Source organism: Synechococcus sp. O70.2, assembly GCF_047462135.1.
In the GTDB taxonomy this organism is placed as follows: domain Bacteria; phylum Cyanobacteriota; class Cyanobacteriia; order Thermostichales; family Thermostichaceae; genus Thermostichus.
Genome location: NZ_JANSIS010000001.1, coordinates 106813 through 131711, shown reverse-complemented (window position 1 = coordinate 131711; position 24899 = coordinate 106813). Strand labels below are relative to the sequence as shown.

The window sequence follows — 24899 nt, the reverse complement described above, 5'->3', positions numbered from 1 at the left end:
TCTAGCCCTCCTTCGGGACAGTGCTGCGGAGCAGCTTTGTGGCACCCTGGGCAACCTCGCCAACGAAACAAGCTAGCAACTTAGCACGTCCGTTTCTTCTAGTAGGTTTAAAATCGGGTCTCAAACTCGATGGAAAGGGTGTTGTTGCCCTGGAAGTCGGTGCTGGCGCGGGTGAGGGTTTGGTCGCTGAGGCGGTAGCGGGCGCTGTAGCGGGTGGGCTGAAAGGGATCCGTCAAGCTGCGTTGCACGGAGACGGAAGTGGTCGGCCCCAGATCGCGGGCTACTTCCAGGACCAGGCCCACCGAGGAGCGTCTGGGAGCACGGGTGTCAACTGGGGGAACAGGGCTGAGGCGAACCTCATCCAGGCCAAGGGTGTCCCCCAGCGTTTCCACCACATCGTTGAGTAGGGCCGTTCCCGCCAGCCCGGCCACCCCTGCTTCTGGATTGAGTCGGGCCAAAGCTGTTCCTCCTAGCAGGGCGACGATCTCTTCTGGGGAGCGGCTGGGACTGCTAGAAAGCGTCAAAACCCCGTTGCGGGGATCCGCAGCCGCAAGCTGGCTGGCCCGCCCGTTGACGGTGGCCAAGATCTCGATGCTCTGCTGGGATCCCGGCAGGTTGCGGTTGGTGTCGAAGGGAGACAGCTCCTGGGGAAAGCGGTAGACCTCGAAGGCTTGGGTCACCAGACGCAGGTTGAGGAAAGGATCGAAGGGGTTGTCCAAGTCAAAGGTGGCGGTGTTGGGGCGGGAGCGATCCAGGCGAAAGTTGGCAATGGGCAGGCTGACGCGGCCTCGCTCCAGGGCGATAGTGCCCGCCGGGCGGAGATCTGAGGGGGTGCCGAACAGGCGCAAGCTGCCGGTGGCGTTGAATTCGAACAGGTTGGGGCGCTGCACGCGGATCCCGGGCCCTAAGACCAGCTCCAGCCCGTTCAGCCGCGGCTGCCAGAAGGGATCTGCCTGGGTCGAGTCGGCGGGAGCTGCCGCTTGGCGGGGGCTGACCTCGACAATCCCATTGGAGGCCTCTAGGCGACCCTCGAGCAAAGGACGCAAGAGCAAGCCTTCCACCAATACGCTGCCTTCCAAGCGGCCGGTGTAGAGATTGGGCAGGTTGAGCTGGATCCCTTGCAGTTGCAGCGTTAGGGGTGGCGAGGTTTCGTCCATCTGCAGGGCGCCGCGGGAGTTGACAGGCAAAACCCCTCGAGCCACCAGGGATCCGCCCCCTACCTGTCCCTGTAGCTCCCGCACCTCCAATTGGTTGAGGTTAAAGACAATTTGGCCGGTCAGGTTGGTGATAGGCTCCGGCAGGGCAGCCAGCTTGAGGATCCCGGAGCTGAGGTTGAGGTTTCCCTGCAGGCTAGGCTCTTGCAAGGTGCCGCGGATGGCCAGCTCCAGTTGGCTTTGGCCACCTTCCCAGCGCACCTGGTCGGTGAAGAGGTTGATTAGGCGCAGGCCGTCCTTCTTGGCTTGCAGGGTAAGGTCGATCTGATCCGAGGCAGCCCGCACTTGGGCAAAGGGCAGGGTGTAGGGCACCAGGCCGGAAAGGCGGATTGGCTCGTCGCTGTTGGCTAGGAGAGCACCCTCCAGACGCAGTTGACCCTGGTTGTAGTCAAATTGCCCCTCTACCTCCCGCAGCGGCACCTGGTGGATCCGGGCGTTCACCACCGTTAGGGAGCCGCGGGCCCGGGGATCCCGCAGGTTGCCCGCTAGTTCCACATCCAAGTTGAGATCCCCTTGGAGTTCCAGCCCCTCGGGCAAGAAGCGATCCAGCAAAGCCAGAGGAAACCCCTGAATTTGCAGGGATCCCGACTGTTCCTCCAGGCCCAACTTGCCGGTGAAAAGGGCTTGGCGTTCCCCACTGCGCAACAGCAGCGGCTTTAGCACCACCGCCCCCTCGACCAGGCTGCCGGCAGCGGTGAGGCTTTCGACCCTAAACTCCTCTGCTTGCCAATTCCAGCCCTCCAGGTGAAAACTGACGCTGGGCTGGTCGAGACTGCCAACCAAGCTGAGGCTGGCCTGGAATTCTCCTTGCAAGCTGGTGGGTGGCGGGATGCGGGAATCCATGCGGCTGGCCAAGGCCTCCAGGTGGGCGGCCAGGACCTGGGCGTAGTGCTCCAATTGCTGCAGCAGGGGAGAACCGAGCAGGCCAACCGGCTCTGTCTCTAGCACGGCAGCGGGGCCTAGCGGGGGCAATTGCAGGCCGCGGGTGGCGAGGTCTTGCCACTGCCGCCACTTAAAGGCGGAGACAATGTCTTCCAGGCGACCCTGGCGGGTGCGGATCTGCAGGTCAATTTGCGGAACGGGAGCAGCCTGGAAGGAGGCCGCCGGCAGCTCCAGGGTGCCGCTGGCGGTGTAGGTGCTCTTGAACAACTCCAGTTGGGCTTGGGCAATGGTCAGGCAAGAGGGGCTGGAGCCGTCTCCAGGACGGTAAGCGAAATCCACGGAGAGGCCCTGGGCTTCGATCCCCCCTAGCCGCAGATCTGCCACCGCTGCCCGTCCTCGGGTAGCGCCGCTTGCCAGGTCAACGGTCACCTCCCCATCGAGGCTCCCCTGCAGACTGGCCCACGGCCCAGCAGCAACCCCCCCCAGCAAAGCCAGCGGCAAGCGGTTCGCCGCCACCTGAAGCTTACCTTGGTGGCGTTGGCCGCGCAGTTCCGCCTCGCCCAGCTGCAGCTCGAACTGCAAGGGCCGAAACTGGGGATCCAACTGCAGCGCCAGCCGCTCCCGCGTCCCCTTCAGCTCCACTGTCATCCCCTGGCTAGACCCCTGAAAGGGCCCGGCCAAGTCAGCAAAGGCCACCTCTCCCACCCGCAAGCCGCGCACCTTGGCCTCGCCGGCCACCTGCAGGTTGTCCAGAGATCCGCGGAGCCGCCCCGATCCCTGCAGCACTCCTGCCACCCTCGGCGGCAAGCCGGGCACTTTGGCTAGGGGGATCCCGTCAGCGGCAAAGTTGAGATCTAGAGACCCCACCTGCAAGGTCTGCGGATCCGCGAGGATGCGCCCCTCTACTCTGCCCAAGCGGGTGGTGTCGGCCAAGACTTCTGCTGCTTGGATTGCCAAGCCCCCGCCATCCCAGGCCACCTGGCCTCTAATGGAATCAACTAGCCCATTTTCCTCCCCAAGCCGCGACAGGGTCAGGGATCCCTGGGCCCGCAGCGCCGCCAGGAGACCCACCTCCGCCGCCTCCCCTGTGTCCACCTGCGCCGTCAGCTCCCCAGAGACAGATCCCGGCCACTGCGGGTTGAAAAACGCCAGCGGCACAGCCTGAGGAACCACCTGCGCCTGGAGCTGTCCTGCCTCCCACCGCCCCGCCGCCTGGATCCGGCCCTCCCCTACGGCCAACACTGCCTGGGGCACCTCCACCACCCAGCCGTCCCTGCCAGGCAGGATCTGCAGCTTTCCTCTTCCAGCGAGCTCCTCCCCCTGGATTTCCCAAGTGGCCTCCACCTGGGGCTGGGATCCCGCCAGCACCACCTGGGCCTGAGCAGTTACCCGCCCCGCCCAAGGCAGCTTGCCCCTCTGTGGCAGGTCGACGCCGTAGAGGGACAGCACCTGCCCCGCGTCGGCCGCGGTAACCTGCAGATCAAACTGGCCTGCCAAGCCGCCAGCCCACTGCAGTTGGCCGGATCCCTGGAGGCGTCCGCCTGCAGCTTGCAAGTCAATGGCCTCAAAGGCCAAGGTCTGGTCGGCTAAGCGGAAGCCAAAAGCATATTGCGGCACCGGCAGGCGATCCACCCGACCTGGCGAGATCCCTTGCAACTGCCCTTGGATCTGCGGCCCCTCCAGGGGGCCGGTGACCGCCAGGGATCCCGCCACCACCCCTTCTGCCGCCACTGGCAGCTTGAAGTTGAAAGTCTCCTGGATTTGCTGCAGGCTGGCCGGGGCGATGGCGGCTTGCAGATCCAACCCCTTGTCGCTGAAGGCGATGGAGCCGTTGAGATCTTCAAAAGCAAGCTGGCCAAAGCGGCCGCTTATCCCCTCCAGTTCCAGCTCCTCCAGGGTAAAGCGAACAGAGCCCCTCACCTCCTCAAAAGGACGAGGCAACCTCTCCAGCCTCAGCCGCGCCTGCTGAACTTGGGCTTGCCCCGTCAACTCCAAAGGGCGTTTGTGCAAGCGGGACGGCGTCCCTTCTCCTCCCCAAAGGACTTGCAGAGCTAGACTAGCTTCCCCCTCCACCTCCGCCCAAGGCGCTGCCGGCAAGATGCTGGGCAGCAGATCCAGAGGCAGGCGAGCAGCAGCAACCGTCACCGAACCAGAAACCTGGGCAAAATCCGCCACCCCCCGCAACTGCAGAGGGTACCTCCCTCTACCTGCCAGCGGGCGCAGGACCGCCGAAAGCTGGAAACTGGCTCGTCCTCCGGCTTTCTCCCCCGGCAGGGCACTCAGCCTCACCTGCACCTGGCCCTGCAGCCCCTCGAACTGCCGTCGCTCCCCTACTAAGGGGATGGCCGTCAGGGATCCCCCCCGCAAACGGATGTTCAACCCCTGCAAGGGCAGGGATCCCTCCCCTTGAGGCAGTTGAAACTGCACGTCTGCCCAGCCGCGATCCAGCGTTTCCATGAGCAGCAACTGGGGCTGGTTTAGGGTAACATTGAGCACCCACTCGCCGGTTTGTAGCCATGTCCAGAAGTCGGGGCTGAGGTCGATAGAGCCAATGCTGGCCAAGTGTTCAATGAAGCTTTCTCCCAGCCGCACTCCCCAGGGAGCCACAAGCCTCACCTCTCCCAATTCCACCCGCCGGCGCATCGCCTGCGAGAGGGCAGCTTCCACCTGGGGCAGCACTTGATCCTGAAAGTAGACGCCGATTCCCCAGGCAGCGCCAAAGGCGGCAGCCGTCAAGCCCAAACCCAGGCCTGCCCCTATCCTCGCCCAAGTCTTGGAGGAGAGGGGAAAGGGTTGCTGCGGCACTTCACCCTCTTTGTTGCGTCGCTCTTCGCCCAACACCTACCCTCAGGATCCAAAGCACCCCCCTTGAGAAGCCCTCCTTGGGGATAGCCACAGCTGCCCCCATCCTACCCAAGGACTCCTGGCTTGCCATGAGGGGCCAGAGAGAAGAAATCCCTACTCCCAGCCGCAATCCCCTGCCCATGGACATGGCTTGATCCAGCCCTCTACAATGAGGCCCACGGGTGGTCTGTCTACACCCCCAGCTTGCCGGGGGGATCCCTCTGGCAGGGCAGTGTGAGCTACCACGTAAGTAGGGAGCAGTACGAGGGGCTTACAGTTTTGTCCCCTGGTGTGTTGTATAAGGTTGTATAAGCCTTTTGGAGCCGTCGAGATAAAGGAGAGAAGCCATTCCGGAACCTCTGTCTTTGACAGTTAGCTTGCGTGGTAGCCACGAGGCCCTGGAAGACTGCCAGGTTTTCCACCTAGCCGGCCTTCTGGATGCCTTCTCTGAGCCGGTGTTCGTGAAAGTGGTTACCAGGCACCTAGAAAAGGGATCCCCCAACCTTATCCTGGACTTGACAGGGATCGATTTCATCGACAGCTCCGGCGTCGGTGCCCTGGTGCAACTGGCCAAACTGGTGCAAGAGCGCGGGGGCATCTTCCAGGTAGTGAGCAATCCTCGCATTACCCAAACGGTAAAGCTGGTGCGGCTGGAGAAGTTCTTGTCCCTGCGCAATTCACTCCAGGAAGCTTTGGATTATCTAGCTGCAGAGAGCAAAAGGCGCTCCGAGCAGGCCTCTCCCCCCTCTGAGGCTGGCTCCGAAGCCGCCGGATCTAGCCCGGAGGAGCCCAAGGGCGAAGCTTCTTAGGCCGCTGCTGGGATATTGGAATGGGTCTGGGGACTTTTTGGGGCATCAGCGCCGGCGCCGGGGATCCCGAGTGGCTGACCCTAAAAGCTGTTCGGGTTCTCCAGGCTGTCAACTGGGTGGCCTGTCCCCAAAATGCTGCTGGCCAGCCTGGTTTGGCCTACCAAATCGTGCGTCCTTGGCTGCAACCGGGACAAACGCTCTTGCCCCTGCCTTTGCCCTTTGTTACCCAGCCTGAGCTCCTCCAGGCGGCGTGGGAGGCGGCTGCCGAGCAACTAGCTCCCCTTCTGGAGCAGGGAGAAGATGTGGCCTTTGTCTGCGAAGGGGATGTGGGCCTCTACAGCACCTTTGCCTACCTGGCCCAGGCCCTGCGGCGGCGGCTCCCTGACCTGCCCATCCAGGTCGTACCGGGGGTATGCTCTCCTCTGGCTGCTGCGGCGGCTTTGGGATCCCCTTTGGCCCTCGGCCCCGAGAAATTGGCAATTTTGCCCGCTCTTTTTGCCCTAGCAGAGCTGGAGGAGGCCTGTGCTTGGGCTGAGGTGGTTGTCCTCATGAAGGTGGCTTCCGTCTACCCCCAAGTTTGGCAGTGGCTGGCCGAAAAAGGCTGGCTGCAGCGGGCTAGCCTAGTGGTCTGGGCCGGCTGGCCCCAGCAAGCCCTTTTCCCCACCCTCGACGGATTGGCCGACTACCGCCCCCCCTACTTTTCCCTATTAATCCTGTGGCCTCAGAATCGCAGCTCTCCTCGAGTGGCTGACTTGCCAAAAAGCTCCTAAAAAATGAGCTTTTCTCCAGGAGAAAAAGCAAGAAGATTTGACCGCAGGATCTGCGTGTACTACCCGTGAAGAAAGATGGAAATCAAATTGAAGAAGTAACACAAACTGTTAAAAACAGTTGCCAGCCGCTACAGGGGTAGGCGGCCTGGGCTAGATTAGAGGTGTAGTGATTCAGGAAAGGAGGTAGATCCAGCGGAAAGGTAAGACACCGGCTTGCAACTTGCTCAGCCTCAAAACTGCCAGCAAAACAACCTCTCAAGTTGATCCCACGTAAGCTCTCAATTGGCTGTGCTGGCAGGTGTACCAAGCAGGGGGTTGTCTTGCCTAGTGGAGCACCTGGCCTCTCCGACAGGTTTTCCCCCAAGCTAAGGGACATGGGAGTTAAATCAAATAGCGGCTGGGTTTACTGAAGCCAGGCACTGTAGCGTGAGGGGTCGCTTACCTCGTCTGGAGTGGTGAAAAGACAGTAAGTTCTGCTGCTTCTGGAAGCGCCGGCCTGCTATTTCGAGTCTCCAGCAAGAATCAGCGAAGATTGGAGAAGACGTGGAAAACCGGTGCTTCGGTGAGGTTCAGGTGCTCCTCCTGCAGGCTCTAGCGAGCCGAGATTTTTAGTAAAACTTGAGATTTCTTGAGGTGGGGGGTCTCTATGTTTACCTTTCTGTCGAAAATTGCAAGAGCAGTTATTCGCGTGTTCACCCCTGCCAAGTCCGACCTAGTGGAAGTTGGCTACCAGCCCATCACAGATGATATCTATCGCTATCGCGGCAAGCGCTCGGCTCGCTATGCCGGTGAGCTGTAGGACGAGGGGGGAAGGAGAGGGGTTTGCCACGTCCAGGGGTTGAGCTCCTAAGAGGTGGCCAGCGGGTTGGTCTTCGTTTCAGGGCTGTTAAGCTCTGGCTTTGGTGCTGGGGTGGCGGTTCCCGAGCAAGGGCCGCCACTTCGCATTGTTTGCGAAAATGGTAGGGATACGTAAGCGCTCCCTCCACAGTGCCCTCCCTCGTGGTCTATCCCGCCACAGCCGTCGACCTGGATCCTGTGGTGGAGGTTCTTGCCCAGGTCTTTTACCCGCCCCTAGGCCTGCAACGCTGGCTGCACCCCATTCACAAACGGATCATTCGTCAGGATTTACGCCTCAAGCTGGCAGCCAGGGATCCCTACTACTGCTGCTTAGCGGCGGCGGTGGGGGCGAAAGTGGTGGGGACTGCTGAGATCTCGCTGCGGGCGATGGCCCACGGGAAGTATCCCTACCTTTCGAACTTGGCGGTGCTGCCAGAGTGGCGACGGCAGGGAATTGCGCGACAGCTTTTGCTCAGCGCTGAGGAGGTAGTGCAGAAGTGGGGCTATCGCCGGTTACAGCTGCACGTCCTGGAAGATAACTTGCCCGCCCAGCAACTCTACACCCAACTGGGCTACGTGCCCCTCGAGCGCACCCCTCAGCTTTGGCAGTGGCTGGGGATCCCACCCCAGCTTTTGCTCTGCAAGTGGTTGCCGTAAAGTTATGTAAACTAGGAGGGAAAAGGCGAGAGAGGCGTTGCCGTGGACGTTGAGACCGTGAGCAGGAGGGGCTGGGGGGCCGTATTTGTAGCTTTGTTTGCAGCTTTGCTGGTTAGCTTTGGAGGGACTCAGGCTGCCTTTGCCCAGTGGGGCACTACTCCCCTGCCCTCGATTGGGGCCCCAGCGCCAGAGTTTGAACTGCCAGATCAGTCGGGCCAGGTGCGGCGCCTGGCGGATTTTCGCGGCAAGTGGGTTGTGCTCTACTTCTACCCCCGCGACTTCACTGCCGGATGTACGATCGAGGCCCGCCGCTTCCAGCAGGATCTGCCCAAGTTCCAGGCCCTAGGAGCGGAGATTGTGGGCGTAAGCGCCGACTCGGTGGACTCCCACCGCCGTTTTTGCCTAGCAGAGGGGCTGCAGTTTCTTTTGCTGTCGGATCCCCAGGGCACGGTTAGCCGCGCCTACGGCTCGTGGATGGGGGATATGGCCCTGCGCAACACCTTTCTCATTGATCCCGATGGGATCCTGCGGGCTATTTACCCAATCGTCAACCCCTACCGGCACAGCGCCGAGGTCTTGGCCCAACTGCAGGAGCTTACCAAGAAGGGCTAGTCCTGGGGGCCAAAGGTCTGCTCGAACTCTTGCAGCAGCTCGTCAATCTCCTCTAAGGCTTGGTTGACATCGACGCGCAAGTCCCCGAGATCCGGCCTTTCCAAAAGCTTGACCAGGACGGGCCGGCGCTCGCGAATACGTCTGATGCGCTCTTTTAGGGCGGCAATTTCCGCTGGCTCCATAGCTGCAGTGGTTGCCTCAGCTTCTCCAGCTTATCGCTTTCCTAGTCAGATCGCGGCCTTTGCTAACCCCTGCCCTAGACCATGGGCACAAATTGCACGGGGAAAGCTTCCTTTTGCACCACTCCTTCCGGCGTTTTGTGGAGAATGAGCAGGGACTGGGATGCCTTGCTTTCACCTATCGGTACCACTAGGGTACCTTCCACCGCCAGTTGATCCAGAAGCGCTGTCGGCACGGTTGGGGGTGCGGCTGTAACCACAATGGCGTCGTAGGGGGCGTGTTCCGGCCAGCCCTGGTAGCCATCTCCCTGACGCACCTCCACGTTGCGGTAGCCAAGGGAGGCCAGAGTTTGCTGAGCGCGGGTGGCTAGGGGAGACAGCCGCTCCACGCTGTACACCTGTCGGGCCAGCTCAGCCAAAATGGCCGCTTGGTAGCCGGAACCAGTGCCGATTTCCAGCACCACCGACTCAGGCGTGAGGCGGGCTGCCTCGGTCATAAAGGCAACGATATAGGGCTGAGAGATCGTCTGGCCGTAGCCGATGGGCAGGGGGCAATCTCTGTAGGCGCGATCCCGCAGCTCGGGGGGAACAAAAAGGTGACGCGGCACCTTGCGCATCGCCTCCAGCACCCGGGGATCCCGGATCCCGCGCTGAAGGATCTGCTCCCTTACCATCCGTTCCCGTTGGTCAGCCCAGGGATCCAAGCCACTCTCGGCACAGGGCTGAGGAGGGCGAACCCCACCCGTCCTGCTAAAGAGGGACGAGAACAACCTTACCATTGGCGTCTAACCTCCAAAGCTAACAGCCTGCCAGGATTTCCCTGGAATGCTGCGCCGTAACTTGGGATCCCTCACCTCGATCCTGGCCCACTTTTAAACCTGCTGCCACAAATCTCTCCCGGAAATTCCATAGCCCCGGTCCTGCAAGGGCCCAGGGTGGCCAAAATCCGTCGGGGTGAGTCGTTGCTAGCGAAGCGGCATCGCCGGGAAGTTTTCCTCCTCCCCCGCATGGAAGAATCTAGGAGCTACAGGAGGGCTTAGCGGTGTCTGTCGAACCAGCGCATCAGCATTGCCGCTAGGCGCTCAGGGTTGTGGCGCACCAAGCCAGTTGCGGGATCCTCTTGCATGACGTTGGCCAGAACGGCCCGGCAGCCCAAGTAGGCCAGTTTATCCGGGTCCAAAACCACAAACTCGGAGCCGTTGCGGCGGTAACGCTCTAGGGTCCGAGGGGAAGGGGGATCCCGTTGCACCAGGACGGCATCGAACAGGCGCAGGCCCGCCACCCGATCCAAGGCCATGACGTGATCTCCAACGGTGTAGCCGTCGGTTTCCCCCGGCTCCGTCATGATGTTGCACACGTAGATGTGGGGCGCCATGTTTCTGGCCAGGGCTTCGACAATTTCAGGGACGAGGAGGTTGGGAATGATGCTGGTGTAGAGGCTGCCCGGCCCCAGCACTACCAACTCTGCTTTCTCAATAGCCTCGATTGCCTCGGGCAAGGCGGGAGGGTTGGGGGGATCGCAGCCAATGCGGCAGATGCGCCCCCTAGCTTTGGTGATGTTGGACTCACCCACGACGCGGCGGCCATCGCTTAACTCGGCCCAGAGGGTGACATCGGCTAGAGTAGCCGGCAGCACCCGTCCCTGAATGGCCAAAACCTGAGAGGTAGCGGTGATGGCCCGGACCAGGTCGCCCCCGGTTACCGCGGTGAGGGCGGTGATGAACAGGTTGCCGAAGCTATGCCCGCTCAGCCCTTCCCCCGCCTGGAAGCGGTACTGGAACAGCTCGGTGAGGAGCTTTTCCTCGTTGGCCAAGGCCGTGAGGCAGTTGCGGATGTCGCCAGGGGGCAACACGCCGATCTCCCGCCGCAGGCGCCCTGAGGAGCCGCCGTCATCGGCCACGGTAACGATGGCGGTGATGTTGGAGCTGTAGTGCTTCAGCCCCCGCAGCAGGTTGGAGAGGCCGGTGCCACCCCCCAGCACCACGATGCGAGGGCCACGGCTTAGCCGCCGATGCGATAGGAGCTTATCCACCAGCGCTTCGTCCCCTTCCGGGATCAGCACATCTTCGATGGAGCGCAGGGCGCTGCGAAAACCTAGCACCGCCATCACCAAGCCAATCCCGGTTACCAAGGGACCACTGATGTTGTTCGGGATCCAGGTGGTGATCCAGCGCAGGGTAATGTCGATTAGCCGCTTCAGGCGAAAGATGGGGGTCAGCTCCGTCCAAATGGCAATGCCCAGCAGCATCAGGAGTACGCCTCCCACCGCCAGGCTCAGCCAGCGTTTGACCGCCAGGCCAGGGAAGAGCCATTTCCAGCCACTTCGCCACCAGGCAGCCTTGCGGCGGCGAGGTCCCCGGATGGGGGGCTTGTTGCGGAGCTCAGGTTTACTCATGGGAAAGAACGCCGGCCAAAGGGATCCTATCCTCTGGCTGCTCCTTGCTGGGGCCAGCAGGCGGTGCTCCAAAGCAGGCTTCCAGCTCCCGCTGCGACTCCAGCAAATGGCAGTGCTGAACCTGGAGGTTGAGCTCGGGCAGGCCAGAGCCGTTGGCAGGAAGGGTCCAAGGCTGCAAATCCTGGGCCAAGCGTTCCACCAGGGCCACGGAGCGGTGTTGCCCGCCGGTACAGCCGATGGCGACGGTTAGGTGAGGCCGCCGTTCTGCTCGATAGTGGGGCCACCAGGCCCGGAGGAGGGAAAAGATCTGCTGGTAGGTGGACTGGGTCAGCGGATCAGCAAAGAGAAACTCCTGCAGCAGCCGATCCTGGCCAGTGAGGTGGCGCAGATGGGGCTGAAAGAAAGGGTTGGGCAGAAAGCGCACGTCAAACAGCAGGTTGACCTCAGGAGGAATGCCGTACTTGAAGCCAAAGCTCACTAGCCGCAGGTTGAGAGGTTGGGGGAGCCCCTGCACCAAGGCTTGCAGTTGCTGCCGCAGTTGTTGGCTATTGAGCTCCGAGGTATCCAGCAGGTGGGTGCAGCGCTGCCGGATGGGGGCTAGTTCGCGGATTTCTTGCTCGATGGCTTCCAGCAGGCCGCCACCGGTGTGGTGGGGGTGGGGGCGGCGGTGGGCGCTAAGACGCTTGAGCAAGACCGAAGGCCGGGCTTCTAGGAACAGGAAAGGGATCCCCTGGGCTCGCATCCAGGCATCTAGCTCGGGGAGCTGCTCCCGATACTCCTGGGCGTGGAGATTTAAACTCATGGCCAAAGCCGCGTGGTGAGGCCGCATCGCTTCAACCAAGGGGATGACCTGGGCAGGCGGGATCCCTTCCAGGCCGGTGTAGCCCAGTTGCTCGAGTTGCTGAATGGCCAAAGTTTTCCCTGCTCCGGTCAGGCCGGCAAGCACCAGAACGGCTGGGGCTGCAGAGGTTGGTTTTGTCGGCTGATTGTCCATGCAGCCTATTCTAGGGCGAGGGGGGATCTACCTCTACTGGCTAGCGGCAAAATGTCAGAGCCTGGCCGCGCACCGAGGGATCCACCTGGCCGTTTTGAAAGACGATCTGCCCGCCCACAATGGTTAGCAACGGCCAGCCCACCAACTCCCAGCCCTCGAAGGGGCTCCAGCCACATTTGGTCAGCAGCTCTTCCCGTCGCACTGGCTTGGGCGTATGCCGATCCACCAGCACCAGGTCGGCGTCGTAGCCCACCTGCAGCCGCCCCTTGTTGGGGATCCCGTAGAGGCGGGCCGGCGCCTCGCACATCCACTGCACCACCTGGTGTAGGGTACAGCGGCCCTGCTGCGCGGCCGTCAGCATCAGGGGCAAGGCCGTCTCCACCCCAGGCATGCCAGAGGGGGAGTGGGGGTAGGGCTGGGCCTTCTCGGCCAGGGTGTGGGGGGCATGGTCGGTGGCGATGCAGTCCAGAATGCCGTCGTGCAGTCCCTGCCAGAGTTGCTCCAAATTGGCGGGATCCCGCAGCGGCGGGTTCATCTGGGCCAGGGATCCTAGGCGAGCGTAATCGGCAGTGCTCAGCAGCAGGTGTTGGGGGGTAACCTCAGCGCTGACCCAGGCCGGCTTGTGCTGGCGCAGCAGCTCCACCTCCAGGCCAGTGGAGAGGTGCAAAATGTGCAGGCGGTGGCGGTAGCGGGTGGCCAAGTCTAGAGCTCGGCGCGAGGCAATCAAGGCTGCTTCTTCGTCCTGAATGAGGGAGTGAACCGCCACATCCGTACGTCCGGCAAAAAGAGCTCGGCGGGCCTGAATTCGCGCGTGATCCTCAGCGTGGACAGCAATGACCAGGTTGGGATCCGTTTCGGCAAAGATCCTCTCTAGAGCAGCCTGATCATCCACCAGTAGCGGACCATGCATGGATCCCATGAAGATCTTGATGCCACAGGCTCCTTGCACCCGTTGCAGCTCCTTTAAGTTATCGGCAGTGGCTCCAATGAAAAAGCCGTAGTTGACGACGCACTTGCTGGCAGCCCGCGCCAATTTGTCCTCTAGCGTTCTCTGGTCAATTGTTGGCGGATCTGTATTGGGCATCTCCAAAAAGCTAGTTACCCCACCGCGAGCGCAGGCCCAGGATCCCGTCTGCAGGTCTTCTTTGTGCTCGCGGCCTGGCTCGCGAAAGTGAACCTGGGGATCGATCACCCCCGGCATCAGGGTATGGCCCTCGGCATCGATGACCCTAGCTACCCCTTCTGTGGAGAGATGTTGGCCAATCTGGGCAATCCGCCCCTCCTGCACCAGCACATCTCCCACCCAGGGATCCCCTTCCGGTACCACCAGCTCGGCATTGCGGATCAGCAGGCTACTGGCCAAAGCTCCGCTTCCCCTTTCACAGGCGCTTTCAAGATAACACCTGTCGAGCAGGTTAAGAACCGGCCAATCGATGGAACAGCTAGTCGGCAGCTCAAGCTCAAGTTGCCCGAGTCTTGTCTTCCTAGCGATAGAGGTTGCAAGAGCTGCGCAGGTCGTAGCCAGAGGCCAAAACCTCTTGCTGGCGATCCCCTAAGCCAAGGTCGCAGCGCAGGAGATCCCCACTAACAGTTGTATGTGTGTGAGACTCAGTCATCCAACGAACGCCGCTTGAGCTGGCAGTGGGAGGAACAACTTCAGGAAGACGATAGTTGGGGGCTTGCCAAGGATCTTGCAAATAGCGATCCCTGTGGATCCCGCCAAATTCAATATCGGCGTAGGCAGGAGGATAAACCATGAAGTCCATTCGGAAAACTTCTGAAGCACCGCCGATAGCTGCTAGAGCTGTCTAGGCTTCTGCAACTCTGGAACGGCGAATGTGGTTAAGAAAATTGGGAATGCTAATAGCAGAGAGAATGCCGACAATTACGATTACCGCCAGCAGCTTGATCAAGGTCATGACGTGCGGAGCTTTAGTTGCTCGACGGCAGAGCATTAGATAGGCTTTATGAAGAGAAAGTCAGCTCATAGCAGCGTCTGCTTCCCCTTTGGAGCGTCAGTATCCAAGTGCAAACGACTCGGGGGCCTTTCTCCCCTATGCAGCTTGATCTCAGGTTGCCCTTTACAGACCTAAAACTTTCCTCGCCTCGTCTAGCAGGACGGAGCCTTTAGGAGCACTCCTTGCCTGTTTCTCCCTTGCTTTGCCTAGAGACCTAGCCGCAGTTGGCAGGAGGTGGCTATGCTGCTCAAGCATTCCTCCTATGATGTTTCCGCATAGTGAGGAGCAAAAAGTAACGCAAGCTACAAAAGTTCCAGGTCAATGTCTCTAGGCTGGGGCGTTGGAACTTGTGAGAACCGCGGCAAGGACAGCTAGATAAGCAGGCCTTAGGCCCAACACCCCTAGCTTCTTTCCCTACGGCCGCCTTGCCCACACCAAGCCAAGTAACAACAGAGGGGGAACATGGATAACGTACGCAGCCTTTGTCCCTACTGTGGGGTTGGTTGTGGCCTAGAAATCCTGGCCGACGGCACAAAAATTCGCGGCGATCGAGCTCATCCGTCCAGCCAGGGCATGGTTTGCGTTAAGGGTGCGACTCTCCTGGAAACCCTCGATTGCAATCGGGCTACGGTGCCTCTCTATCGCCCTAGCCTCAGCGAGGATTTCCAGCCGGTGAGCTGGGATCAAGCGCTGGATTTAATTGTCGAGCGCATTCGCCAGACCTCTCCCGAAAGGATTGCCATCTACGGCTCAGGGCAGTTGCTAACCGAAGATTACTACATTGCCCAAAAGCTACTTAAGGGGTGTCTAGGAAGCAATAACTTCGACAGCAATTCCCGCCTCTGCATGTCTTCTGCCGTAGAGGGCTACAGCCAGAGTCTCGGCTCGGACGGCCCCCCCTGTAGCTACACGGATCTCGATAGCTGCGAGCTGGCTTTTTTGATCGGCACCAATACCGCTGAATGCCACCCAATTCTGTTCAATCGCTTGCGCAAGCGCCACAAAAGCGACCCAAGCCTAAAGATTGTTGTGGTGGATCCCCGTCGTACGCAGACGGCTGAGGAGGCCGATTTGTATCTGAGGATTACTCCAGGTAGCGATATTGACTTGCTCAATGGCATTGCTCACCTACTCATTCAGTGGGGCGCCATCAACCATGACTTCATTGCCCAGCACACCGAAGGCTTTGAAGCCTATGCTGCCCTGGTTGCCGACTACACCCCTGAGCAAGTAGCCAGCCGCTGTGGCCTAGAAGTTGAGGAGGTACTTGCTGTTGCGCGACTGTGGCAGCAGTCGCAGAAAACGCTTTCCATGTGGTCGATGGGGCTTAACCAGTCCAGCGAAGGCACGGCCAAGGTGACCAGCCTCATCAATCTCCATTTGCTCACCGGCCAGATAGGGTTTGCAGGGGCAGGGCCCTTTTCGCTAACAGGTCAGCCCAATGCTATGGGCGGTCGAGAAGCGGGCGGCTTGGCACATCTATTGCCCGGCTACCGCAAGGTTACGAATCCAGAGGATCGGGCAGCAGTGGAGCAGCACTGGCAGCTTGGCCCAATTAACCCTGAACCTGGCCTTGATGCGCTGGGGATGATCCGTGCCCTCGAAGCCGATGCCCTCGATATTTTCTGGATTGCCGCCACCAATCCCCTGGTGAGCCTGCCTGATCTACGTCGGGTAGAAGCAGCTCTGGCGCGGTCGCCCTTTACGATTGTCCAAGACGCCTACTTCCCCACCGAAAGCACTGCCTATGCCCATCTGGTACTCCCTGCTGCCCAGTGGGGCGAAAAGACAGGCACCATGACCAATTCGGAGCGCCGCGTTACCCTCTGTCCAGCTTGGCGTAACCCTCCTGGTGAAGCGCGGGCTGATTGGGAAATTTGGGCGGAAGTAGGCCGCCGCCTGGGCTTTGCCAAGGCATTTGACTTTGCCGATAGCGCTGAGGTCTTTGCCGAATATGTGGGTCTAACTGCCGGGCGTCTCTGCGATCAGTCTGGCCTCAGCCATGAGCTCCTGCGCCAGGGGCCTCAGCAATGGCCATATCCGCGCACAGGTTCAGTGGAGACCCGCAACCTCTATACCGATCACCGTTTCCCAACGCCCACAGGTCGTGCCCGCTTCATCCCCAGCCATTCCCGCGGCCTTGCCGAACCGCCCGACCCTGAATATCCCTACATCCTCACCACAGGACGTCTCTATGGCCATTGGCACACCCAAACCCGCACTGGACATGTCGCCAAAATCCGAGCAATGCACCCCCAACCTTTTCTCGAAATCCATCCCCGCGATGCCAGCAAGGTAGGGCTAACTGAGGGTGACTGGGTGAGGATTGAATCACGGCGCGGCAAGGCTACCCTGCCGGTTAAAATTACCTGCGCCATCAGCCCTGGCACAGTGTTCATGCCCATGCACTGGGGGGCATTGTGGGGCAATGATACAAGCTGTAACGCTCTCACCCACCCGGTTGCCTGCCCCAGCTCAAAGCAACCTGAACTCAAAGCCTGTGCCGTCAAGCTTAGTCGCATCGAGCTGCCACCAAAATGATCTTTAAGTTTGAGCAAGACTTTGCCGACAGCCTTCGCTGCATTCCCATGATCGTGCGCTTAAAGCTCGATCAGTGCGGCATCAAGCTCAAGTTACATCAGTGGCTGCGTTTTAGTTACCAGCAGCGCCAAAGTTTGGTTGACCTGCCAACGGATACCGCTGACAACCGAGCTGCCTACCGCGCCTACCTAATTCACCTTATCGAAAGTGTCTGCCAAGAGCAGGCCGCTGAGGTAACTGTTGATCCAAACCCTGCCTGGGAAGACGCTACCACCATCCCTGACTGCGTTCTTGAGCAGGCGGCAGCCAAGGGGGTCGTGCTGACTCTTGAGCTATGGCAAAAGCTGACCCCGTTGCAGCGCTTTGCCCTCATTAAGCTCAGTCGCCCTGGCCACGAAAACCGCAATTTCCTACCCGCCTTTCAGGAATTTTCCGCACCCCACACCTATGGTCACTGTCCAGGAAGCTGAAGCCATTATTAAAGACCACTGGCTGCCAGCCAAAACCGAGTCGATCCCGATTGCAAGCTGTGTGGGCCGGGTTTTGGCAGAGCCGATCTACGCCGATCGGGACTACCCGCCAATTAACCGGGTCCTGATGGACGGTATCGCCATCAACTATGCCGCTTATGCTGCTGGGCAGCGAAGCTTTGCTGTTGCAGGCATAGCCCCTGCGGGGACAAGCCCTGCCACCCTGCCCGATCCGCAGCAGTGCTTGGAAGTGATGACTGGCTGTGCCCTGCCGCTGGGTAGTGATCTCGTCATTCCCTACGAGCAAATTCGTATCGAGGGAGGAATTGCCACCATCACCCAGGAAGTCGAACGCAACAGGGGTGATTTTGTTCATCCCCAAGGTAGCGATTGTTCTGCAGGAGCGCTGGTTCTCCGCCCCGGCATTACCCTCAAGAGCATCCACGTCGGGATCTTGGCCTCCTTTGGCTACAGCCGCATCCAAGTTGAGAGGACTCCTCGCATCAAAGTTGTGGCAACTGGCAGCGAATTGATTCCCATTGAGCAGACCCCTGCACCCTACCAACTGCGGCGCTCCAACGCTGAGGCCCTCCGAGCGGCTCTTCTTGCCTACGGGTATACCGAGGTTGAGACCGATCACCTTCCGGACGATCCTGCTGCCATTGCCACCCACTACCAAGCCAATACCCCAAACTACGACCTCTTGATTTACTCTGGGGGTGTTTCAAGGGGAAAGTGTGACTACTTGCCGGCCATCTGGCAAAGCTGTGGTGTTACTGCCTACATCCACGGCGTGGCGCAAAAGCCAGGCAAGCCAATGTGGTTTGGCATCGACCATCAGGCCAATACTATAGTTTGGGGCCTCCCAGGCAACCCCATCTCAGCTCTTGTATGTTTGCATCGTTATCTCCTCAACCGTAACACTGACTCTGGGCACCTAAGTGAAGTCATTACCTTCAAACCCAATCTCACTCTTTTTGTGCCCGTTAAGATGAGCGCCAACCGAGTCTTTACACCGATTATGCCTAACAACTCCGGAGACTTCATCGCTCTAACAGACAGCGATGGCTTTGTAGAGTTACCCCCGGCTCAAGCTATCCTCAGCCCCGAGCAAAGCATCCAATTCTATCCGTGGTACTAAGATGCAGCTAGTGGATCAATGGAATCGTCGCATTCGCAAGCTAAGGGTTTCTCTAACCGATCAATGCAACCTTCGCTGCCGCTACTGCATGCCTTTGCATCCAGAATTTCTGGACAAAAGTAGCTACTTAACTCCGCAGCAATACAAAGAAATTATTGGCGAGTTGCTGGACTATGGCATTGAAGAAGTTCGCATTACAGGTGGTGAGCCTCTGGTTCGGCAAGACTTTGATGAAGTCATTCAGGAACTTGCCAAGCTGAAGATCCCGTCCCTCAGCCTAACAACCAATGGCCTGCTGCTCCACCGCTACTGGGACGTTCTCAAGGCTGCCAACGTTCTCAACCTTAATGTTAGCCTCGATAGCCTACAGCCCTCCACCCAAGCTGCAATTGCCCGTCGCGACTGCCTGGCGGATATTCTCCGTAATATCCAGGAGGGTATTGCCCGGGGATTTAGCCTCAAAGTCAATACGGTTGTAATGCGGGGGATCAACGATTGCGAGCTATTTGATTTCGTTGAGTTTGCCCGCAAGACAGGCGTGACAGTTCGCTTTCTGGAGCTGATGCGGGTCGGCTATGCCAACTCTCTCTATGAAGAACACTACGTTTCAGCACAAGAGTGCATTGCCCGTCTGCAAGAACGCTATACTCTAACCCCCCTTCCAGCGGCACCTGATTCGACAGCGTTTTACTTTACAATCGACGAGAATGTTAAAGTTGGATTTATTGCCTCTGAGTCTCAGCCCTTCTGCAGCAGCTGTTCCCGGTGGCGCTTGACAGCTGATGGTCGCCTCTTTGCCTGCCTATTTAGTGAGGAGGGTCTCTCGGTTCGAGACAAAACACCAGGCCAACGTCAGCAAATTTACCAGCAGCTTTTGGGGATGAAACCACTGCGCCGGGTTGAGCAGGTCTCACACCCAATGTACGGCTTAGGGGGCTAGCTCTATGGACAAAGCTGATCGTACATGGGCCCATCTTAATGCTCAAGGCCATCCGCATATGGTAGATATTAGCCACAAATCGGTGTCTTTGCGAACGGCCACAGCACGGGCAAGAGTTCAACTGCCACCTGCTCTCAGATCCTATGTTGTTGGCCAAGATATCCACCTGAAAAAAGGACCGGTATTTCAGACAGCAACCATTGCCGGTACAATGGCTGTTAAAAGAACTGACCAACTGATCCCCTTTTGTCATCAGATCCCTGTTGAAGACTGCACCTTTGATATCACAATTGATGATCACTTGCTTGTAACCATCCACTGCACTGTCAAGACCAGCGCTAAGACAGGGGTTGAAATGGAAGCTCTCTGTGGTGCGGCAACAGCAGCGCTGACAATCTATGACATGTGCAAGTCGGTGTCGCCCCATATCTGCATCCAGGAGACCCGCCTAGTAACTAAGTCCGGCGGCAAAAACGCCCTCCTGGAACGTCCCCTCTATGGCTTGGTGCTCACAGGGGGACGTAGCAAGCGCATGGGTCGCGATAAAGCGCTGCTGAACCCTTTTGGCAAACCCCACGCCGCCTATCTCTATGAACTGCTGCAGCCCTACTGCCAGCAGGTTTACTTGTCAGCGCGTGCCGGTCAGTGGTCGGGCACAGCTCTAGAGCTCTTGCCCACACTACCAGATCTAGTAGAAAGCGTTGGCCCGATCAGTGGCCTATTGACTGCCTTGAATACTCATCCTGAAGCTAACTGGTTGGTTGTTGCCTGTGATCTACTGAACCTTCGGTCAGAAACAATCCAAAAGCTGCTGGATCACTACCAAGCCGAAACAATCGCAACTTGCTATGTTAACCCCGAGCGCGGCTTCCCGGAAGCTCTTTGCGCCATCTATACTCCTCAAGCTGCAGCGGTACTAGAAAGGGCTTACGCGGAAGGGGTGTACTGCCCTGTGGAAATCCTCAGCAGGCAGCCCTGCACCCTAGTTACCCCCAACCATGAGGTCGAGCTCATGAACGTCAATACCGCCGAGGAGTATGCCACTTTCCAATCAGTTCGGGGTAGTTGCAGCCATGGTAACTCAATCTGTCCTAAGTAAGACCGTAACAATTCAATATGTAGCAGTGCTGCGGGAACAGGCTCAGCGGAGCAGCGAAGTGCTGCAAACCAGTGCAGCAAACTACCTAGAGCTCTATCAGCAGCTGCAAGCAAAGTATGGATTTTCGCTAGCAGCGGAGGACGTTAAGGTTGCTGTCAATCATGAGTTCTGTGACTTGACTAGGCCGATAGATGAAGGTGCCTTGGTAGTTTTCATTCCACCAGTTTGTGGGGGCTAAATGCTGCGTTTTCTAATTGTGGATAGCACCATCCAGCCAGCTGAACTCAGTCGTTTGCTCGTCAATAACACAGCGGGTGCCTTAGTAACCTTCGAGGGCTGGGTACGCAACCACAGCCAGGGCAAACCTGTTCTCAGCTTGGAGTACGAAGTCTACGAGATCCTTGCCCAGAAGGAGGGCGAGAAGATCCTCCGAGAAGCCCACGCCAAGTTTGGCCTCTGCGGTGCTGTTGCCTGTCACCGCCAGGGTCATCTTGCAATTGGTGATATTGCGGTTTGGGTTGGTGCTACAGCTGAACATCGCGGCGCCGCTTTTGCTGGAGCACGTTACATCATTGATGCAATCAAGGAGCGCTTGCCCATTTGGAAAAAAGAGTACTGCTGGGGTGAGCCGCCGCGTTGGGTTTTATGTCAGAAAGCAAAGCCTTTGTTCCAGCAATTCCATAAGAACGCTATTGCTCGGCAGCCTTGCGGCGATACCCCCTAGCCTCTCTGCTAGTATCAGTGAGGTACCTGACCTGGGGCTGTAGCTCAGCCTGGATAGAGCAAGCGCCTCCTAAGCGCTAGGTCGGCGGTTCAAATCCGCCCAGTCCCGTCAGCCCTGCTGGTTTCCTAGCGGGTTCTTGGAAAAGTCTTCGGCTAGCTGCTGGAGCTGGAGGGGGCCTGGCGAGCTAACTGTTTGAAAAAAGCGAGGGGATGGCCGTTCTGGAGCTGCTGCCTCAGCCGCTCTTGCAGGAGCTCCTCCTGCCAGGGATCCCCTGACTGCAGCCACTCCAGGTAGCTGAGCCCCGCCACCCGCGTCAGATAGGCCCCGCTAGCTGCCTGCAGAGGGATCCCCATGAGCATCCAGGGGCTGGCTTTGAGGGCAGAGCTGAAGGCATGGGTAGCTAGCTCCAGTCCGCCCAGTTGCACAATCATTTGGGCCAAGCGGTGAGCAATTGCCTGAGCCTGCTGCAGGGTAATGCGGCGATCGAAGACTTGGTGCAGCTCTCCAATCATGTGGGCCTGAATGGCCACCCCCGCCAGGACATCCAAGGCAGGGAGGGGGGTTACCGCCAGAGCTGCAGCCGTTGCCCACTGCATCCGCTCCACGATCTGGCGGCCCCGTTGGCAGCGCTCTTCCCGCAGGGCTTGCTGGACAGCCTCGCTCAAGGTTCGGGTTTGCAGCAGGGCGTTGGCTAGGCGCAGATGGGATCCCTTTTGCTGCAGTAGGCGGGCCATCTGCTGGATGAGGGCGGCGGTATCAGGGGGCTGGGGCTCCCAGGTCTCCTGACGGGATCCGTCCGGGAAGCAGTAGCGGACTTTCAAGGGCTCGGGGTCAGCGGCAATGGCCACCACCTGCTCAGGAGGGATGACACCGGCAGTGCGGCGGCGCAGGTGGGTTAGGACGGTCTCCACATCTTCCGGCAGCATTTGATCCGTCTTGTTGAGGGCCAGGATAGTGGCTTTTCCCAACCGAGCCAACTCCAGCAGCTCCGCGTATTCTGAAGCCAGCAGATCCCCGGCCACCACCACAATCAACAGATCCGCTTTCTGGGCGAGGGCGCGGGCCTCTGCTTCGCCGGCACCGCCGATGGTCAATAGCCCAGGGGTATCGGTGAGGTAAATGGGGCTGTTCCAACCTTCCAGTTGATAGGTGTGAATGGAGCCCTGCTGGGTGGTGCCCAGAGTGGGGGCAGTTTCCCCAACCGGTCGCCCCAGTAGAGCGTTGATGAGAGAGGTTTTGCCAGCAGAAGCCGTGCCAAACACCACTAGGTGCAATGCCTCCTCAGCCAGCCGCCGATCGATCTCCTGTTTCTTGGCTTGCAGGGCACGGCGGCTGATGTCGTTTTGCAACTTCTGGATAAGGGAATCGACATCCTGCAGATCTGCCTGCACCTGAGCCCGCGTCAACTTAACCCGCCGCTGCGGCTTGGCCCCTGGGGTGGGCTCCCTTTGTCCTCGGCAAACCTGCTGCCACCAGTGGCGCACCACCAGCCCCGTAGTCACCGTTCCTCCCAGAATGCCGGCCACGGTCAGGTCGGCCAGCGGTTCCGAGTAGGAGGCGATAGAGCTGTGGATGCCGCCAACCCACTGCAGGTACTGGCTCAAGGCCACCAGGCCCAGCCCTGTTAATAACCACAGCCAAGTGGAGCGCGACAACACTATGCCAACTCCCCGTCTGCCCAAATGTTTCCCTATCTCCCCCCAGCCGCTTCTTGAGCAGGGGGCGTGCTGTAGCTGAGCATACAGTGCTCTCAGCTAATTCAGGCCAGGGATCCCTGCCAAGACGCTCAAGACCCCTGGTGGCTCCGACGGCGCTGGCAAGAACTTACCCCCGCGGTAATCCAATAGCTGCGTCAGCAACAAATAGCCCACCCCCAAAGCAATGGCCAGAACTCCCGTAATAATAGCTACCCACTTGGGCCGTTCCACGCCGGGCCTCCTCAATCAACCGCTAGACTTATCTTATTGCCCCAAAGCTCTGGCGATGACGTAGATGAGGCCGTTGACGGCTCGAATGTAGGACGGGGCTTTATGCCCAGTTTTTCGGCAAAGTTCGGTATTCTGAAGGGGGTTGCTGCAAGGGGAAAAGGGGATGAACCGGAGCCCGTCTTGGTGGCGGCAACTGCGCCGTTGGCTGCCCTGGGCCGCCTTGCTGTTGATCCTGGTAGCAGTTGGCTACTGGGTAGGCCCTCGGCCCTCTCCCCAAGAGCCAGAGCTGCCCACCCTGGCCCCTCTGCCGCAGCACCCCCGCATCCGGGTGGCGTTTAACCAAAGCCGCGAGAGCACCTATCGGGATCCCTATCGCCAGATCCACCGCTACGGCTACAACCTGGAGGAGTTGATTATCTCCCAGATTCGTTCTGCTCGGCGGTCGGTGGATGTGGCGGTACAGGAGCTAAACTTGCCCCTCATCGCCCAGGCCCTTGCAGAGCGGCGGCAGGCCGGGATCCCAGTGCGCGTGATTACCGAAAACACCTACGTGCGGGCCTGGCACCGGCTGACCCCTGCCGAAGTGCAGGCGCTGGACGAGCGCAGCCGTCAAAAGTTCGAAGAGTATCGCCGTCTGGTGGATGTAAACCGGGACGGGCGGTTTTCCCCCGAGGAGGTCGCCAGCCGGGATGTGTACGCCTTGCTGGATAGAGGGCAGGTGCCCTGGCTGGACGACACCGCCGACGGCTCCAAGGGCAGCGGCCTGATGCATCACAAGTTCGTGGTTATCGACGGGCAGCGGGTGCTGACTGGCTCAGCCAATTTCACCCTCTCCGATATCCATGGGGATTTCGATGCTCCTGGCAGCGTGGGCAATGCCAACCACCTGCTGCTACTGGATAGCCCCGAGCTGGCCCGCATCTATACGGAGGAGTTCAACCTCATGTGGGGGGACGGGCCGGGAGGGCTGCCCGATAGCCGCTTTGGCGTGCAAAAGCGCAAGCGACCCCTGCAGACGGTGTTGATTGACGACGCCGTCGTGGAGGTGCATTTTTCCCCCGCCAGCCGTTCCCTGCCCTATGAAGCTACTTCTAATGGCATTATTGCGGCCACCCTGGCCCAAGCGCAGAAGCGGGTGGATCTGGCTCTGTTTGTCTTTACCGACTCCGGCATTGCCAACCAGCTCCGGCAACTGCACCAGGAGCGCAAGGTGGAGATCCGCGGCCTGTTCGATCCTGGCTTTGCCTTCCGCGACTACAGCCGCACCCTAGAGATGTGGGGGTTGGCGCTTCCAGACGAAAACTGCCGCCTGGATCCGGCCCGCCTGCCCTGGCAGCAGCCCCCCCAAGCCATAGGCATACCCAACCTCGCCCCCGGCGACAAGCTACACCACAAGTTCGCTATTCTCGATCCCGGCACCCCCCAGGCCACGGTGATCACCGGCTCCCACAACTGGTCAGTCTCGGCCAACCACCTCAACGACGAAAACCTCTTGATTATCCGCAATAGGCAGGTGGTGGATCACTTTGTGCGAGAGTTCGAGCGGCTCCTGGCCGAGGCCCGCTTTGGCCCCAGCCGTCGCTTGCGGGAGGAAGTAGAGGAAGCAGCCCGCCGCTGTCCCAACCCCCTTCCGCTTGCCCCTACTTCCCCCACAGTAGAGCCGGAGCTGCTAGAGGCCACCTCGAGGTCCTCCCCTTCGCTAGCTACCCCCAGTCCCCCTCGCGTTAACTTGAACACAGCCACGGCAGCCGAACTGGAGCAGTTGCCTGGCATCGGACCAGACCTGGCGCAACGGATTATCGAGGCCCGCCCCTTTTCTTCTTTGGAGGATCTGCAGCGCGTTAAGGGCATCGGCCCAGCCAAGATGGAGCAACTGCGGGGTCGAGTAACTTGGTAGGGATCCCC

At 59.6% G+C, this 24899-nt stretch carries 23 protein-coding genes and 1 tRNA gene; 14 read left to right on the top strand and 10 right to left on the bottom strand.

What is annotated here, in order from left to right; translation table 11 throughout:
• Positions 1–107 precede the first annotated feature (107 nt).
• A complete protein-coding gene (locus NW812_RS00590) occupies positions 108–4901 on the bottom strand; it encodes a translocation/assembly module TamB domain-containing protein (protein WP_414393125.1) in 4794 nt (1597 codons plus the stop codon).
• Between the two features lie 404 nt (positions 4902–5305).
• On the opposite strand from NW812_RS00590, the gene NW812_RS00585 reads away from it, so the two are divergent.
• From NW812_RS00585 to NW812_RS00565, 5 genes are all read left to right on the top strand, one after another.
• Positions 5306–5749, top strand: a complete 444-nt coding sequence (locus NW812_RS00585; RefSeq protein WP_414393124.1) for an STAS domain-containing protein — start codon at positions 5306–5308, stop codon at positions 5747–5749.
• Positions 5750–5769: 20 nt separating this feature from the next.
• Positions 5770–6519, top strand: a complete 750-nt coding sequence (locus NW812_RS00580; RefSeq protein WP_414393122.1) for a precorrin-2 C(20)-methyltransferase — start codon at positions 5770–5772, stop codon at positions 6517–6519.
• A 646-nt stretch (positions 6520–7165) separates the two neighbouring features.
• Positions 7166–7318: a hypothetical protein gene (locus NW812_RS00575; protein WP_414393121.1), complete on the top strand. Its 153-nt coding sequence runs from the start codon at positions 7166–7168 to the stop codon at positions 7316–7318.
• Positions 7319–7506: 188 nt separating this feature from the next.
• A complete protein-coding gene (locus NW812_RS00570; RefSeq protein WP_414393119.1) occupies positions 7507–8013 on the top strand; it encodes a GNAT family N-acetyltransferase in 507 nt (168 codons plus the stop codon).
• Positions 8014–8055: 42 nt separating this feature from the next.
• On the top strand, positions 8056–8625 hold the full coding sequence (locus NW812_RS00565) for a peroxiredoxin (RefSeq protein ID WP_414393117.1): 570 nt from the start codon (positions 8056–8058) through the stop codon (positions 8623–8625).
• Here NW812_RS00565 and NW812_RS00560 read toward each other — a convergent pair.
• The 7 genes from NW812_RS00560 to NW812_RS00530 form a co-directional block, all read right to left on the bottom strand.
• Positions 8622–8807, bottom strand: a complete 186-nt coding sequence (locus tag NW812_RS00560; RefSeq protein ID WP_414393115.1) for a hypothetical protein — start codon at positions 8805–8807, stop codon at positions 8622–8624. The genes NW812_RS00565 and NW812_RS00560 overlap by 4 nt on opposite strands.
• A gap of 74 nt (positions 8808–8881) precedes the next feature.
• Positions 8882–9583, bottom strand: coding sequence for a protein-L-isoaspartate(D-aspartate) O-methyltransferase (locus NW812_RS00555; protein ID WP_414393114.1), 702 nt, complete (start codon positions 9581–9583; stop codon positions 8882–8884).
• A gap of 257 nt (positions 9584–9840) precedes the next feature.
• Positions 9841–11199 carry a gluconeogenesis factor YvcK family protein gene (locus tag NW812_RS00550; protein ID WP_414393112.1) on the bottom strand — a complete coding sequence of 453 codons (1359 nt, stop codon included), beginning with the start codon at positions 11197–11199 and terminating at the stop codon, positions 9841–9843.
• Positions 11192–12193, bottom strand: coding sequence for an RNase adapter RapZ (gene rapZ / locus NW812_RS00545; protein ID WP_414393111.1), 1002 nt, complete (start codon positions 12191–12193; stop codon positions 11192–11194). The genes NW812_RS00550 and rapZ overlap by 8 nt, the downstream gene beginning before the upstream one ends.
• 40 nt (positions 12194–12233) lie before the next feature.
• The gene (locus tag NW812_RS00540; RefSeq protein ID WP_414393109.1) at positions 12234–13556 is read right to left on the bottom strand and encodes a dihydroorotase; all 1323 of its coding nucleotides are present in this window, start codon (positions 13554–13556) and stop codon (positions 12234–12236) included.
• Between the two features lie 121 nt (positions 13557–13677).
• Positions 13678–13959: a hypothetical protein gene (locus NW812_RS00535; RefSeq protein ID WP_414393108.1), complete on the bottom strand. Its 282-nt coding sequence runs from the start codon at positions 13957–13959 to the stop codon at positions 13678–13680.
• 42 nt (positions 13960–14001) lie between these two features.
• Entirely contained in the window at positions 14002–14112 is a 111-nt protein-coding gene (locus tag NW812_RS00530) for a type IV pilin protein (protein ID WP_414393106.1), read from the bottom strand.
• Between the two features lie 501 nt (positions 14113–14613).
• Here NW812_RS00530 and NW812_RS00525 point away from each other — a divergent pair.
• The 8 genes from NW812_RS00525 to NW812_RS00490 all read left to right on the top strand — a co-directional run bounded on the left by NW812_RS00525 (position 14614) and on the right by NW812_RS00490 (position 21174).
• The gene (locus tag NW812_RS00525; RefSeq protein ID WP_414393104.1) at positions 14614–16692 is read left to right on the top strand and encodes a molybdopterin oxidoreductase family protein; all 2079 of its coding nucleotides are present in this window, start codon (positions 14614–14616) and stop codon (positions 16690–16692) included.
• Positions 16689–17162, top strand: coding sequence for a nitrate reductase associated protein (locus tag NW812_RS00520; RefSeq protein ID WP_011429093.1), 474 nt, complete (start codon positions 16689–16691; stop codon positions 17160–17162). The genes NW812_RS00525 and NW812_RS00520 overlap by 4 nt, the downstream gene beginning before the upstream one ends.
• On the top strand, positions 17140–18303 hold the full coding sequence (locus NW812_RS00515; protein ID WP_414393103.1) for a molybdopterin molybdotransferase MoeA: 1164 nt from the start codon (positions 17140–17142) through the stop codon (positions 18301–18303). Before NW812_RS00520 ends, NW812_RS00515 begins: the two co-directional genes overlap by 23 nt.
• A 1-nt stretch (position 18304) precedes the next feature.
• A complete protein-coding gene (gene moaA, locus NW812_RS00510; protein ID WP_011429091.1) occupies positions 18305–19243 on the top strand; it encodes a GTP 3',8-cyclase MoaA in 939 nt (312 codons plus the stop codon).
• A 4-nt stretch (positions 19244–19247) separates the two neighbouring features.
• A complete protein-coding gene (moaC, locus tag NW812_RS00505; RefSeq protein ID WP_414393101.1) occupies positions 19248–20342 on the top strand; it encodes a cyclic pyranopterin monophosphate synthase MoaC in 1095 nt (364 codons plus the stop codon).
• Positions 20281–20580: a MoaD/ThiS family protein gene (locus NW812_RS00500; protein ID WP_346426097.1), complete on the top strand. Its 300-nt coding sequence runs from the start codon at positions 20281–20283 to the stop codon at positions 20578–20580. The genes moaC and NW812_RS00500 overlap by 62 nt, the downstream gene beginning before the upstream one ends.
• Positions 20581–21066, top strand: coding sequence for a molybdopterin synthase catalytic subunit (locus NW812_RS00495; RefSeq protein ID WP_414393099.1), 486 nt, complete (start codon positions 20581–20583; stop codon positions 21064–21066).
• A 33-nt stretch (positions 21067–21099) separates the two neighbouring features.
• Positions 21100–21174, top strand: a tRNA-Arg gene (locus NW812_RS00490).
• Positions 21175–21218: 44 nt separating this feature from the next.
• Here the strand turns inward: NW812_RS00490 and NW812_RS00485 are convergent.
• Entirely contained in the window at positions 21219–22724 is a 1506-nt protein-coding gene (locus NW812_RS00485) for a YcjF family protein (RefSeq protein ID WP_414393097.1), read from the bottom strand.
• Between the two features lie 96 nt (positions 22725–22820).
• Positions 22821–22994: a hypothetical protein gene (locus NW812_RS00480; protein WP_414393095.1), complete on the bottom strand. Its 174-nt coding sequence runs from the start codon at positions 22992–22994 to the stop codon at positions 22821–22823.
• Between the two features lie 163 nt (positions 22995–23157).
• Here NW812_RS00480 and NW812_RS00475 point away from each other — a divergent pair, with 163 nt between their 5' ends.
• Positions 23158–24891 carry a phospholipase D-like domain-containing protein gene (locus NW812_RS00475; protein WP_414393093.1) on the top strand — a complete coding sequence of 578 codons (1734 nt, stop codon included), beginning with the start codon at positions 23158–23160 and terminating at the stop codon, positions 24889–24891.
• Positions 24892–24899 lie beyond the last annotated feature (8 nt).

Bases quoted from the DNA above. Each gene is read 5' to 3' on its own strand.
- NW812_RS00575 (WP_414393121.1), top strand. From the start codon at position 7,166: ATGTTTACCTTTCTGTCGAAAATTGCAAGAGCAGTTATTCGCGTGTTC.
- moaC (WP_414393101.1), top strand. From the start codon at position 19,248: ATGGACAAAGCTGATCGTACATGGGCCCATCTTAATGCTCAAGGCCAT.
- NW812_RS00550 (WP_414393112.1), bottom strand. From the start codon at position 11,199: ATGAGTAAACCTGAGCTCCGCAACAAGCCCCCCATCCGGGGACCTCGC.
- NW812_RS00525 (WP_414393104.1), top strand. From the start codon at position 14,614: ATGGATAACGTACGCAGCCTTTGTCCCTACTGTGGGGTTGGTTGTGGC.
- NW812_RS00535 (WP_414393108.1), bottom strand. From the start codon at position 13,959: ATGGACTTCATGGTTTATCCTCCTGCCTACGCCGATATTGAATTTGGC.
- NW812_RS00475 (WP_414393093.1), top strand. From the start codon at position 23,158: ATGAACCGGAGCCCGTCTTGGTGGCGGCAACTGCGCCGTTGGCTGCCC.
- rapZ (WP_414393111.1), bottom strand. From the start codon at position 12,193: ATGGACAATCAGCCGACAAAACCAACCTCTGCAGCCCCAGCCGTTCTG.
- NW812_RS00515 (WP_414393103.1), top strand. From the start codon at position 17,140: ATGGTCACTGTCCAGGAAGCTGAAGCCATTATTAAAGACCACTGGCTG.
- NW812_RS00500 (WP_346426097.1), top strand. From the start codon at position 20,281: ATGCCACTTTCCAATCAGTTCGGGGTAGTTGCAGCCATGGTAACTCAA.
- NW812_RS00530 (WP_414393106.1), bottom strand. From the start codon at position 14,112: ATGACCTTGATCAAGCTGCTGGCGGTAATCGTAATTGTCGGCATTCTC.
- moaA (WP_011429091.1), top strand. From the start codon at position 18,305: ATGCAGCTAGTGGATCAATGGAATCGTCGCATTCGCAAGCTAAGGGTT.
- NW812_RS00520 (WP_011429093.1), top strand. From the start codon at position 16,689: ATGATCTTTAAGTTTGAGCAAGACTTTGCCGACAGCCTTCGCTGCATT.
- NW812_RS00495 (WP_414393099.1), top strand. From the start codon at position 20,581: ATGCTGCGTTTTCTAATTGTGGATAGCACCATCCAGCCAGCTGAACTC.
- NW812_RS00555 (WP_414393114.1), bottom strand. From the start codon at position 9,583: ATGGTAAGGTTGTTCTCGTCCCTCTTTAGCAGGACGGGTGGGGTTCGC.
- NW812_RS00560 (WP_414393115.1), bottom strand. From the start codon at position 8,807: ATGGAGCCAGCGGAAATTGCCGCCCTAAAAGAGCGCATCAGACGTATT.
- NW812_RS00580 (WP_414393122.1), top strand. From the start codon at position 5,770: ATGGGTCTGGGGACTTTTTGGGGCATCAGCGCCGGCGCCGGGGATCCC.